Source organism: Carboxylicivirga taeanensis (assembly GCF_051851475.1).
Lineage (GTDB): Bacteria > Bacteroidota > Bacteroidia > Bacteroidales > Marinilabiliaceae > Carboxylicivirga > Carboxylicivirga taeanensis.
In genome coordinates, this window is the sequence record NZ_JBPUSJ010000002.1 from 156,820 (window position 1) to 168,859 (window position 12,040).

10 protein-coding genes and 3 tRNA genes are annotated in these 12,040 nt (G+C 42.0%); 12 read left to right on the forward strand and 1 reads right to left on the reverse strand.

Going from position 1 to position 12,040, the window contains the following annotated elements; translation table 11 throughout:
• Positions 1 to 42: 42 nt before the first annotated feature.
• Positions 43 to 1,620 carry an NAD(P)/FAD-dependent oxidoreductase gene (locus tag ACSX1H_RS04150; protein WP_439182412.1) on the forward strand — a complete coding sequence of 526 codons (1,578 nt, stop codon included), beginning with the start codon at positions 43 to 45 and terminating at the stop codon, positions 1,618 to 1,620.
• A gap of 3 nt (positions 1,621 to 1,623) precedes the next feature.
• On the opposite strand, the gene ACSX1H_RS04155 is transcribed toward ACSX1H_RS04150, so the two are convergent.
• On the reverse strand, positions 1,624 to 2,391 hold the full coding sequence (locus ACSX1H_RS04155; protein ID WP_439182414.1) for a TrmH family RNA methyltransferase: 768 nt from the start codon (positions 2,389 to 2,391) through the stop codon (positions 1,624 to 1,626).
• A 135-nt stretch (positions 2,392 to 2,526) separates the two neighbouring features.
• On the opposite strand from ACSX1H_RS04155, the gene tamL reads away from it, so the two are divergent.
• From tamL to ACSX1H_RS04210, 11 genes are all read left to right on the forward strand, one after another.
• Complete coding sequence (gene tamL / locus ACSX1H_RS04160) at positions 2,527 to 4,845, forward strand: translocation and assembly module lipoprotein TamL (RefSeq protein WP_439182415.1); 2,319 nt, start codon at positions 2,527 to 2,529, stop codon at positions 4,843 to 4,845.
• Positions 4,846 to 5,157: 312 nt separating this feature from the next.
• Positions 5,158 to 6,234: a class II fructose-bisphosphate aldolase gene (gene fbaA, locus ACSX1H_RS04165; RefSeq protein WP_439182417.1), complete on the forward strand. Its 1,077-nt coding sequence runs from the start codon at positions 5,158 to 5,160 to the stop codon at positions 6,232 to 6,234.
• Between the two features lie 90 nt (positions 6,235 to 6,324).
• A complete protein-coding gene (locus ACSX1H_RS04170; RefSeq protein ID WP_439182418.1) occupies positions 6,325 to 7,641 on the forward strand; it encodes a sodium-dependent transporter in 1,317 nt (438 codons plus the stop codon).
• Positions 7,642 to 7,652: 11 nt separating this feature from the next.
• Complete coding sequence (locus ACSX1H_RS04175; RefSeq protein ID WP_439182419.1) at positions 7,653 to 8,576, forward strand: helix-hairpin-helix domain-containing protein; 924 nt, start codon at positions 7,653 to 7,655, stop codon at positions 8,574 to 8,576.
• A gap of 150 nt (positions 8,577 to 8,726) precedes the next feature.
• Complete coding sequence (rpsU, locus tag ACSX1H_RS04180; RefSeq protein ID WP_212188067.1) at positions 8,727 to 8,918, forward strand: 30S ribosomal protein S21; 192 nt, start codon at positions 8,727 to 8,729, stop codon at positions 8,916 to 8,918.
• A 74-nt stretch (positions 8,919 to 8,992) separates the two neighbouring features.
• On the forward strand, positions 8,993 to 9,898 hold the full coding sequence (locus tag ACSX1H_RS04185) for a tyrosine-type recombinase/integrase (RefSeq protein WP_439182420.1): 906 nt from the start codon (positions 8,993 to 8,995) through the stop codon (positions 9,896 to 9,898).
• A complete protein-coding gene (gene hpf, locus ACSX1H_RS04190; RefSeq protein ID WP_439182421.1) occupies positions 9,895 to 10,194 on the forward strand; it encodes a ribosome hibernation-promoting factor, HPF/YfiA family in 300 nt (99 codons plus the stop codon). The genes ACSX1H_RS04185 and hpf overlap by 4 nt, the downstream gene beginning before the upstream one ends.
• 187 nt (positions 10,195 to 10,381) lie before the next feature.
• A tRNA-Tyr gene (locus ACSX1H_RS04195) sits at positions 10,382 to 10,464 on the forward strand.
• A 77-nt stretch (positions 10,465 to 10,541) separates the two neighbouring features.
• Positions 10,542 to 10,614, forward strand: a tRNA-Gly gene (locus ACSX1H_RS04200).
• A gap of 85 nt (positions 10,615 to 10,699) precedes the next feature.
• Entirely contained in the window at positions 10,700 to 11,887 is a 1,188-nt protein-coding gene (tuf, locus tag ACSX1H_RS04205) for an elongation factor Tu (RefSeq protein WP_439182423.1), read from the forward strand.
• 46 nt (positions 11,888 to 11,933) lie between these two features.
• A tRNA-Trp gene (locus tag ACSX1H_RS04210) sits at positions 11,934 to 12,006 on the forward strand.
• The last annotated feature ends 34 nt before the right edge of the window (positions 12,007 to 12,040 follow it).

Below are 12,040 nucleotides of genomic sequence, written 5' to 3' on the forward strand. Positions count from 1 at the left end.
TGTTTTATTCCTCTCGGAGTAAAATTTAAATAACTGCATAGAATGAAACGCGAAATTGTATTACGACTATCTCCCAAGGAGGCTGCTGATAGTAAGTTAATTAAGTCATTGGTGGCTAAGAAAATGAAGGTGGCTGAGAGTAAAGTGACCTCCATTAGAGTTGTAAAGCGCTCCATTGATGCACGGCAGCGCATTGTGCTGGTGCAGTTACACATTGATGCCTATGCCAATGTCATGCCACCGAAAGAAAAGCCCGTTGAATTTTCCTATCAAGATGTGAGTCATAAGCCTACTGTGGTGGTGGTGGGAGCGGGTCCGGGAGGATACTTCGCCGCCCTGAGACTGATCGAATTGGGTCTGCGCCCCGTAGTTTTGGAGCGTGGTAAAGGTGTCAATGAGCGGAAAAAGGATTTGGCCCTTCTTAACCGAAATGAATCGGTCAATACCGAATCGAATTATGCGTTTGGAGAGGGTGGAGCAGGTACTTTCTCTGATGGTAAACTCTACACGCGCAGTACCAAACGAGGGGATTTCAAAAAAGTGTTGGAGGTGTTTAATTTTCATGGTGCCAGCGAAGATATTTTAATTGATGCCCATCCGCATATTGGAACCGATAAGCTGCCAGAAGTGATCAAGGCCATGCGTCAATCAATTATAAATGCAGGTGGTGAAGTATACTTTAATACAAAGGTGACCAGCCTAATTATGAGTGACCGAAAGATTAAAGGTGTTGAAACGCAAGGAGGTGATAAGATTTTGGGTGAAGCGGTGATTTTGGCAACAGGGCATTCGGCACGGGATATTTATTATATGCTGGATGCTGAAGGGGTGGTATTAGAAGCCAAAACCTGGGCCATGGGCGTGCGGGTGGAGCATCCGCAAGAGCTAATCGACCAAATTCAGTACCATTCACCAAAGGGGCGAGGAGATTATTTGCCGGCGGCCAGCTATAGTTTATCTTGTCAGATTGAAGAAAGAGGCGTGTACTCCTTCTGTATGTGTCCCGGAGGTTTTATAGTACCGGCCATGACCAGTGCTGATGAGATGGTGGTAAACGGAATGTCACCTTCGCGTCGTAATTCGCCCTGGGCCAATTCAGGCATGGTGGTTGAGGTACAACCCGATGACATTGGTGAGTTTCAGAATAAAGGCGTATTGGGTGGTCTGGAGTATCAAAAGGAATTGGAGCGTCTGGCTTTTGTTAACGGAGGTCGAGGGGTGGTGGCGCCAGCTCAGGCTTTGGCCGACTTTGTAGATGGAAAGCTGTCGTTTGAGTTACCCGATTGTTCATATATACCTGGTTTGGTGGCTTCCCCATTGCATTTTTGGTTACCCGAAAATGTAGGGCAGCGTCTGCGTAAAGGTTTTGAGTATTTCGATCGGAGAGCCAAAGGGTTTGTTACCAATGAGGCACTGGTGGTTGGAGTTGAGAGCCGGACATCTTCACCTGTTCGCATACCGCGAGATAGAGTCACATTTCAGCATGTTCAGGTCGAAGGGCTATACCCGTGCGGCGAAGGAGCTGGTTATGCCGGAGGTATTGCGTCTTCTGCCATTGATGGTGAAAAGTGCGCCGAAAAGGTGTGGGAGTTTTTAACCGGAAGCACCCTGGAAGCATAGGCACTATTTGGCTTGTCGTCTGAATTCAGCACAAGTGATAGCTGTTGCTACTGATACGTTCAAAGATTCAGAGGTAGGGATATCGGATGGGAAAGAGGGAATAAACAGGCGATGAGTAACGTAGTGCTCCACTTCCTGACTGATGCCTTTGCCTTCGTTGCCCATCACGATCAAACCCTGGTTTTTTAAAGCTTGCTGATAGATGTTGTTTCCATCTAAAAAGGTACCGTAGACAGGTATGTTCAGACTTGTATATTCTTTCAAAAAAGCCGATGCATCAACATAATGGATAGCAACGCGACTGATGGCTCCCATAGTTGATTGGATGGTTTTGGAGTTGTACACATCAGCACAGTTTTCTGAGCAAAAAACATTGGTAATGCCAAACCAGTCAGCCAGCCTGATAATTGTACCCAGGTTGCCCGGATCCTGAACTTCATCCAGTAGTAAACAAAGCTCATCTTTAAGTGCATCGAACGAAAATACAGATGCCTGTTGCTTGAAAATACCAATGACTTGTGGCGGGCTTTTGAGTGTTGATATCTTTTTTAGTGTCTCGGGAGTGGCGCTAATAATTTCTGGTAAGTCACGAACGATGGAAGCGTGAGATTGAAGCCAGGAATCCGTGGCAATAAGCGATTCAACGGGGCAGTTCGAACTAAGTAAATCCGTGACCAGCTTATGGCCTTCCGCTACAAACACTCCATTTTGGTCTCTTATTTTTTTTCTGTTTAACGACAAAATGAACTTTTGCTTATTTTTACTTAGCATATTACAAAGTTGTTTTGAATTAGAATAGTGTTTATGTGGCACAAAGTTATATCTAATCGACCGAATTAAATATCTTTATGGCAAATTAACGCAAATAATAGCCAAACCTATCACCAGGGAGCAGTGTTTGATAAAATGAAGGGGTATAATAGCTTAGTAGTCGTTGGAGTGATGATTTTGTTCGGGCTGGTTGGTTGTCGTTCAACCAAGTACGTTCCGGATGGTGAATATTTGCTGAATAAAGTAGAGGTTGATAACCAGGCCAGAGATATATCCAAGGAAGAAATTAAATATTACATACGGCAGAAAGACAATGTAAAAATACTTGGTTTCTGGCGCTTTCATCTAGGGATTTATAACCTATCGGGGCGCGATAATAGCAAGGGATTTAACAAGTGGTTGAGGCGTATTGGGGAGGAGCCGGTATTGTACGATGAGTTATTGAGGGAGAAGTCGAAAGAGCAAATAACGCTATTTCTAAAAAATAAAGGTTACTACAACGCGCAGGTTACTGATACGGCCTACTTTCATAAAAACAAAAAGGCCAAAGTTAAATATACCATCAAAGCCGGTAAGCGCTATAGTATCAATAATCTATCCTACCGAATAGAAGATGACTCCATCAGGAAGTATGTCTATGCCGATACCAGCAGAACAGTCTTAAAAAAAGGGGCGCCTTTCGATGCTGATTTGCATGATAAGGAACGCACACGCATCACTGAAAATATGCGGAATGAAGGTTACTTTGGCTTTCGGAAGGAGCACATGTATTTCCTGGCAGACAGCACAATTGGCAACCACCAGGTCAACGATTCCTTAATTATAGTAAAAGATAGGATTCAGAAGCAGGGAGCAGGCGATTCCATCGTAAATCACCGAAAATACCGAATAAAAGATGTGTATTTTTTGGTTGGTTACGATCCGCAAAAGGGCCTTCAGGGAGGTGCTGATTATCTTAAGCAGTTCGATAGTCTAGAATACGAAGGCTGTAAAATTTTGTATGGCGAAAACCTCAAGTTTCGGGCTGATGTTCTGGTGAATTCCAATTATATTTTCCCGGGAGATTTCTACAGTCAGGAGCTGGTCAATAAAACACAGTTGCTGTTATCGGAGCTGCAGTTGTTTCGATTTGTGAACATACGGTTCAGAGAACTGGAGGGGCAGACGGATGAGCAAGGAAATGGGCTGTTGCAATGTATGATTCAGTTGTCGTCATCGAAATTGCAGAGCTATACAGTTGATGTTGAAGGAACCAACTCATCTGGTAACCTGGGTGCAGCCGGTAGTTTTAAGTACAAGCATAAGAACTTTTTACGCGGAGGTGAAGTTTTTGATATGCGTTTCAGGCTTGCCGGAGAAAACCAGGTGGCAAAAGATAAGAGCTCTTTTCGCACCATGGAAGTGGGAGGTGATGCTGTGCTGACCATTCCTAAGTTTTTGATTCCTTTTAAGGTTGAAAACTTCAGGAGGCGGTTTAATCCCCGCACCAATTTTTCGCTGGCCTACAACTACCAGAAGCGTCCTGATTATACGCGGACGATTGCCAACGGGCGTGTTGGTTACTCCTGGAAATCATCGCCCTTGGTTAGTCATTTTCTGGCACCAATCGATTTTAGTGTTATTAACGTGCCCTATCTGAATCCTGATTTTAAGAAAGGAATTGAAGATAGTTTTTTGAAATATAGCTACGAAGATCACCTTATTAGCAGCAGTACTTATTCGTTCACTTATAACGAGCAATCCATAGCGGGCAATAGAAATTATCACTTTTTTCAGGGCAACATCCAGTCGGCCGGTAATATAATTGACGGCCTGTCTTCCCTTATTTCAAAAAGTACAGAAGAAGGGTATAACGAAGTGCTGGGTATCAGATATGCACAATACATAAAGGCCGATGTTGACTGGCGCTATCACATTTATGTCAACAAGGTGAATTCCTTCGCTTATCGCATGTTTATTGGAGCCGGCTATCCGTATGGGAACCTTACTGTACTGCCGTTCGAAAAACGGTATTTTTCAGGAGGTGCTAACAGTATTCGAGCATGGCCGGTAAGAGGTTTAGGCCCTGGCTCATACGAGGAAACACAGCTCAATTATTACAACCAAACGGCCGACATAAAGCTTGAACTCAATGCTGAATACCGGTTTAAACTGTTTTGGTTGCTTGAAGGTGCTTTTTTTGTTGATGCAGGTAATATCTGGACCATCCGCACTACAGGCGATGAAGAGATCGATACCAAGGGGCTGTTTAAATTCGATAATTTCTGCAAACAGATAGCTGTTGGCGTGGGAGCCGGCGCCCGACTCGATTTCAATTACTTTGTATTTCGCCTGGATATGGGAATCAAGGCCCGCGACCCCATACTGCCTGAAGGTCAGCGATGGGTGCTGGGTAAAAGAGCCATAACCTGGGACGATATGGCGTTTAATTTTGCAATCGGATATCCCTTCTAAAAGAGATGTCAACAATAGTTAAACTTCTTTTAAGAACTCAAAAATAAAATTCCGTAACTTTTCAATAAATATTGTCATTCACGTTTCTTTTTGCCCATTCGTAAAAGGGTAATATTTACGAAAAGCATTGACAAACAAAATAATAAGTGATATATATCATATAATTGACTTATAGATTGTAATCCAATTAACACCGTAAGTGTAAGTGATTGAAGCTTGAGCGCTGAAGAAATGTAATTTTTTCTCGATGATTTTCACTAATTTCGTACAGATTTTTAGAAAACTATTATTTCGAACTATAAATTAAAAGCTATGAAGCGAGTATTAGATGTTGTAAAACCTGGTGTTGTTACTGGTGATGACTTAGGTAAACTTTTAGCAGTAGCAAAAGAAGAAGGTTTTGCAATGCCTGCTGTAAATGTTGTTGGTACAGATTCTATTAACGGTATTCTGGAAGCTGCAAAAGCAGTGAACTCTCCTGTAATGATTCAGCTTTCAAATGGTGGAGCTGCTTTTTATGCCGGAAAAGGCTTAAAATTAGAAGGTCAACAAGCACAAATCTTAGGTGCTATTTCTGCTGCTAAACACGTTCATACTTTGGCTGAAGCTTATGGTGTGCCTGTGGTATTGCATACAGACCATGCTGCTAAGAAATTATTGCCTTGGATTGACGGCTTGTTAGATGCGAGCGAAAAGCATTTTGCTGAAACAGGTAAGCCACTTTTCAGTTCACACATGCTTGACTTGTCTGAAGAGCCATTGGAAGAAAATATTGCTATCTGTAAAGAATACCTGACTCGCATGAGTAAAATGGGTATGACTTTGGAGATTGAATTAGGTATTACAGGTGGTGAAGAAGACGGAGTTGATAATTCAGATGTTGATAACTCATTGCTTTACACTCAGCCTGAGGAAGTTTGTTACGCTTATGAGCAGTTGTTGGAAGTGTCACCAAACTTCACTATTGCAGCTTCATTTGGTAACGTACACGGTGTTTATAAGCCAGGTAACGTAGTGTTGAAGCCATCTATTTTGGATGCTTCTCAGAAATACATTCAGGAAAAGCATAACACAGCTGATAAGCCAGTAAACTTTGTATTCCACGGAGGTTCTGGTTCTTCTTTAGAAGAAATTCGCGAAGCTATCGGTTATGGCGTTATTAAAATGAATATCGATACCGATACTCAGTGGGCAACATGGGATGGTATCCGCAAGTTTGAAGCGGCTAATCGCGACTATTTGCAGGCACAAATCGGTAACCCAGAAGGGGACGATAAGCCAAATAAGAAATATTACGATCCACGCGTATGGTTACGCAAAGGTCAGGAGACCCTAGTAGAGCGCTTGAAAGTGGCTTTTGAGGATCTTAACTGTATCGATCGTTTGTAATATATTGATTATATGCAATCAAAGGGGGCACATGTATATGCATTGTGCCTCTTTTTTTTTAAATTGGTCTTTTATTAATTTACTAAAACTATGAGTTCTACATCAAGAGACGGTTTTACAAATAAGTTTGGAGTGATAGCAGCAGCTGCAGGGTCGGCTGTGGGCTTAGGTAATATTTGGCGTTTCCCCTATGTAGCTGGGGAAAATGGAGGGGGTGCTTTTTTGTTAGTGTATCTGCTGTTTATTTTGATAATTGGTTTGCCGGTAATGCTGTCGGAGCTGTTAATCGGACGCAAGGCTCAAAAAAATGTGTTTGGTGCTTTCAGAACACTGGCGCCCGATAAGCCAATTTTCATATCAGTTGGTATCATGGGGGTAGGTGCAGCCTTTATGATATTGGCATTTTATGCAGTAGTTGCAGGATGGACTCTTGAGTATGCCTACCTGGCTGTAGGTAATCAACTGAAAGGGATGGATGCTGCTGAGTTATCCACTTTTTTTAACGACTTTTCATCATCGACCACAGGGCCTCTGATTTGGATGGCAGTTTTTATGGTGTTAACTGCTGGTATTGTTATAGGAGGAGTCAAAAATGGAATTGAAAAATACACAAAGGTGCTGATGCCCCTATTGTTGGTTATAATCATTATTTTGTGCATTAATGCCCTGAGTCTTGATGGGGCTGAAGCTGGTGTGGCCTTTCTTTTTAAGCCCGACTTTTCAAAAGTAACCGGAGGGGTTATCCTGGAGGCTCTTGGGCAGGCTTTCTTCTCCCTGAGTATTGGTATGGGAGTAATTGCTACGTACGGATCTTATATTCAGAAAAAAGAAAACCTGATGTTCACCGCCTTGTCGGTATCATTTGCGGATACCTTGATTGCAGTGCTGGCAGGGGTTGCTATTTTTCCGGCGGTTTTTGCCTTTGGTATTGATCCCAGCTCTGGTCCGGGTCTGGTGTTCGAAACCCTGCCAAATGTATTTAATCAAATGAGAGGTGGCTATGTGTTTTCTATTGCCTTCTTTTTACTGTTGGTAATTGCAGCTCTTACCTCTTCTGTTTCATTGCTCGAAGTGGTAGTGGCCTATTTTACAGAGGAGCTCAAGATGAAGCGCAAGTCTGCTACCTGGCTGGCAGGAGGAAGTATTGCTGTTCTGGCTGTTTTTTGTGTGATCTCCGATGGAGTATTTGAATTCTTTGATTGGACTTCATCCAATATTCTGCTGCCGCTGGGAGGAATCCTGATTGCAATTTTTGTTGGGTGGGTTCTTGGTAAACAGAAGATGAGAGAAGAACTTGAAGCGCATGGCGGAAAAGTAATACTTGTAGGATTTCTGAATATCATTCTAAAAGTATTTGCACCTTTGGCCATAGGCTTTGTATTTCTTAGAGGCTTGGGCTTGTTATAAAGCAAATTGCTATGTGGCGTGACTTGTTAATGCTGACGAGAAGAGAGCAGGTTGGGTTTTTGATGCTGACCATTATTCTTTTGGGCGTTATTGGATTGTTTTTTGTCCGTGACTTTAGTAAAGAAGAAGTGGTTAGTGATGAACTTCAGAACTGGCTTGCTGAGGTTGGCATTAAAGAGTCCGTTACGGAACGAAAAAGTAAGCTAGACACCGTTTTCTTTTTCAATCCCAACATTGAAAGCATTCAGCGCCTGCAATTATTAGGATTTAATAATCATGCTATCATTAACCTGCTCAAATATCGGGAAGCTGGTGGTGAAATTAAATCGGCAGCGAAACTGAAAACAATTTATGGTGTGGATTCGGTTTTGTTTGATAAATTGGAGGCATATGTGCTTATCGATGATAATGTGGGTCGCTCTTTTCAGGATGCTGAACAAGGCTATTCGCATAGTCGATCGAATAAGAAGCAAAACTCTAAGATGATGGCGGCGCAGTCGTATGTGCCGGATAAACCATATCAGATCGAAATTAATTCGGCCGACACGGCTATCCTGACACTAATTAATGGCATTGGTCCAGTGTTATCGCGACGAATTGTAGCATACAGAGAAAAAATAGGGGGCTATTATTCCGTTGATCAGCTTAAAGAGGTGTATGGCTTAAAAGGGGAGGTTGTGGATGATAACCGGATGATGTTGACTGTGGATGAAGGCCTTATTGAACCTGTTGATATTAGTAAGGCCAGCATAAGACAGATGAAGAATCATCCTTACCTTGACTTTTACATGGCAAAAGATATTTACGAATGCCGAAAGCGGGGACAGCTTGAATCAATTGAACAGTTTAAAGATTCAGCCGCATTCATAAAGGCCGATATGGTGAAGTTGCAGAAGTATTTTATAGTAACAGAAAAAATTAGTGCAAATAATTAATCAAAAACAGCGGTGAAAATTTGTTGTAATCAGTAAACTTCATTTTCTTTGCAGCTGCAAAAATTTGAGGTGTGTGTTAAAATAAATTCAAGCTATTGAATTTTTGTAGTTTAATGATTAATTTTGCGGTCCAAATAAAAAGTAAGCGTTATGATAGTAATTCCTATTAAAGAGGGCGAAAATATTGAAAGAGCCCTAAAGAAATTCAAAAGAAAATTTGAGAAGACAGGTGCTATGCGTGAGCTAAGATCTCGTCAGGCATTTACTAAACCTTCTGTAATTAGAAGAGAACAAGTAAAAAAAGCGATATACATCGAGCAATTGCAGCGCGAGTCTGAATAAATTGCTTGCGGAGGGCGTCGGTTTACTGCTTTTTTTGTATATTCGTTAAAAGCATAAAGTGACACCCTCTGTTAATGCAAAACTTAGAATCTTTCTATAAATACCTGGAGTTTGAGCGGCGAAATTCTCCGCACACAATCACTGCTTACAAAAGCGATGTACAGCAATTTTGTGAGTTCTTAAGTGGTGAAGGAATCGAACTTTGGGAACAGGTTACTTCAAAAATCATCCGTTCCTGGATGGTTACAATGGTTAACGATGGTGTGACAGCACGCTCCGTTACCCGAAAAATTTCCACCTTAAAGGTATTGTTTCGATACTTGATGCAACAAAAGGTTGTTGAATCCAATGCTGCGGAACAAGTTATCACCCCCAAGTTGCCCAAGCGGCTACCAGTCTTTGTAAAGGAGCAGGAAATGGATTTGTTGCTCGATGAAGTGCCGTTTGGCGATGATTATGCCGGAGTACGCGATCGACTGATTATTGAGATGTTCTATCACACAGGAATGCGCCTTGCTGAACTGGCTGGTTTGACGGATGAACAAATCGATTTGGCAAATGGCATACTGAAGGTCAGAGGGAAGCGCAATAAAGAGCGCATTATTCCTGTAATTAAAGAACTAAAAGTATCTCTTGTTCGTTATTTAAACAGGCGCAATAGTGAATTTCCTGAGCGGACAAATACTTATGTATTCCTTACAGGCAAAGGCTTGCCGGTATACCATAAGTTGGTTTATAGGGTGGTAAACAAGTATCTGGGGCTGGTGTCTACTGTAACAAAAAAGAGTCCTCATGTGATACGACACTCTTTTGCTACGGCCTTACTTAATAGAGGGGCCGAATTGAACGCAATTAAAGAGTTGATGGGGCATGCTAATTTAGCTGCAACAGAGGTTTATACGCACAATACTTATGCGCAATTAAATTCTATTTATAAACAGGCTCATCCCAGAGCCGAAAAGATGGAGGATTATTTATGAATATTACAATTCAATCCGTACGCTTTACTGCGTCAGCACAGTTAGAGGAGTTTGTTCAGCACAAAGTAGGGAAGATGGTGCAATTCTTTGATGGAATTGTTTCAGCTGAGGTGATACTCAGATTGGATAAGTCCGATTCGACGGAAAATAAAGTGACCGAAATCAGTCTTAATATTCCGGGAGGTGAGCTGTTTGCAAAAAAGCAATGTAAGACTTTTGAAGAAGGGGTGGATTTGTCCGTTGATGCCCTGCGTAAGCAGCTGATTAAATGGAAGGAAAAGGTGAGAGCTAAATAGGTAAAAAAAAGAATCATTTTTTTGTGTTCTTGAAAAATAATTATACATTTGCACACCGATTTTAGGGTCGTATTTATACCCTAAAGCGCTATAAATAGGCTGATTGACCTTGGTTATCGGCCTATTAAACTGAAAAATAGTTAGTGATTACTAGCTGTAAAGGTCTTTAAAATATTGAAAAAAATTGGGGGAGATACCAAAGTGGCCAACTGGGGCGGACTGTAACTCCGCTGACTTATGTCTTCGTAGGTTCGAATCCTGCTCTCCCCACTTTTTTAGGAACAAAGTCTTTTTTTTGCTGACATTAAGGTTTAATTTACTTACCTTTAACGTCCTGCAAAGAAAATGCGGGAGTAGCTCAGTTGATAGAGCATCAGCCTTCCAAGCTGAGGGTCGCGGGTTTGAGCCCCGTCTCCCGCTCTCTTTTGGAGCTATGATGATGATTCCTTAAAAGTAATTTTAAATTAAGATTTAATTTATATCTAATTGTCTAATATTTCGAGTTATGGCTAAAGAAACATTTGTAAGAACGAAGCCTCACGTTAATATCGGAACCATTGGTCACGTTGACCACGGTAAAACTACTCTGACTGCTGCAATCACTAAAGTATTGGCAGATGCAGGTCTTAGTGAAGCTAGAGACTTCGATCAGATTGATAACGCTCCTGAAGAAAAAGAAAGGGGTATTACAATTAATACTGCTCACGTTGAGTACCAAACAGAAAACCGTCACTACGCGCACGTTGACTGTCCAGGTCACGCCGACTACGTGAAGAACATGGTAACTGGTGCTGCTCAGATGGACGGTGCTATTTTGGTGTGTGCTGCTACTGATGGTCCTATGCCTCAAACTCGTGAGCACATCCTACTTTGTCGTCAGGTAAACGTTCCTAAAATCGTTGTTTTCTTGAACAAAGTTGATATGGTAGATGACGAAGAGCTTCTTGAGCTTGTTGAAATGGAAGTTCGTGATCTATTAAGCTTCTATGAGTTCGAAGGTGATGATTCTCCAGTAATTATGGGTTCTGCTCTTGGTGCATTGAATGGTGAGCCAGAGTGGGTTGCAAAAGTAATGGAATTGATGAACGCTGTAGATGAGTGGATTCCACTTCCTCCACGTGATGTTGAAAAGCCATTCTTGATGCCTGTTGAGGATGTATTCTCAATTACAGGTCGTGGTACTGTAGCAACAGGTCGTATCGAAACTGGTGTTATCAACTCAGGTGAAGAAATGCAGATCATCGGTCTTGGTGCTGAAGGTAAGAAGACTGTTTGTACTGGTGTTGAAATGTTCCGTAAGATTTTGGATCGCGGTGAAGCTGGTGATAACGTAGGTCTGTTATTACGTGGTATTGACAAGAAAGAGATTAAGCGTGGTATGGTATTGGCTAAGCCAGGTTCAATCACTCCTCACTCTAAGTTTAAAGGTGAGATTTATGTATTGAAGAAAGAAGAAGGTGGTCGTCACACTCCTTTCCACAACAAATACCGTCCTCAGTTCTACTTGCGTACACTTGACGTAACTGGTGAGATTACTCTTCCAGAAGGAACTGAAATGGTAATGCCTGGTGATAACGTTACAATTACTGTAGATTTGATCTACCCTGTAGCATTGAACCAAGGTCTTCGTTTCGCAATCCGCGAAGGTGGACGTACAGTAGGTGCTGGTCAGGTTACTGAAATTCTTGACTAATCACTATTAGAATATTGATAACCGGAAGTACGCTTCCGGTTATTTTACGGGTGTAGCTCAGTTGGTAGAGCACTGGTCTCCAAAACCAGGTGTCGGGCGTTCGAGTCGCTCCTCCCGTGCTGAAAGCGCCGGTTTTAGATTGAAGAAATTTAG

What these genes read in the sequence shown, in the direction of transcription:
- ACSX1H_RS04150 (WP_439182412.1), top strand. Translation starts at nt 43, where the DNA reads ATGAAACGCGAAATTGTATTACGACTATCTCCCAAGGAGGCTGCTGAT.
- ACSX1H_RS04155 (WP_439182414.1), bottom strand. Translation starts at nt 2,391, where the DNA reads ATGCTAAGTAAAAATAAGCAAAAGTTCATTTTGTCGTTAAACAGAAAA.
- tamL (WP_439182415.1), top strand. Translation starts at nt 2,527, where the DNA reads ATGAAGGGGTATAATAGCTTAGTAGTCGTTGGAGTGATGATTTTGTTC.
- fbaA (WP_439182417.1), top strand. Translation starts at nt 5,158, where the DNA reads ATGAAGCGAGTATTAGATGTTGTAAAACCTGGTGTTGTTACTGGTGAT.
- ACSX1H_RS04170 (WP_439182418.1), top strand. Translation starts at nt 6,325, where the DNA reads ATGAGTTCTACATCAAGAGACGGTTTTACAAATAAGTTTGGAGTGATA.
- ACSX1H_RS04175 (WP_439182419.1), top strand. Translation starts at nt 7,653, where the DNA reads ATGTGGCGTGACTTGTTAATGCTGACGAGAAGAGAGCAGGTTGGGTTT.
- rpsU (WP_212188067.1), top strand. Translation starts at nt 8,727, where the DNA reads ATGATAGTAATTCCTATTAAAGAGGGCGAAAATATTGAAAGAGCCCTA.
- ACSX1H_RS04185 (WP_439182420.1), top strand. Translation starts at nt 8,993, where the DNA reads ATGCAAAACTTAGAATCTTTCTATAAATACCTGGAGTTTGAGCGGCGA.
- hpf (WP_439182421.1), top strand. Translation starts at nt 9,895, where the DNA reads ATGAATATTACAATTCAATCCGTACGCTTTACTGCGTCAGCACAGTTA.
- tuf (WP_439182423.1), top strand. Translation starts at nt 10,700, where the DNA reads ATGGCTAAAGAAACATTTGTAAGAACGAAGCCTCACGTTAATATCGGA.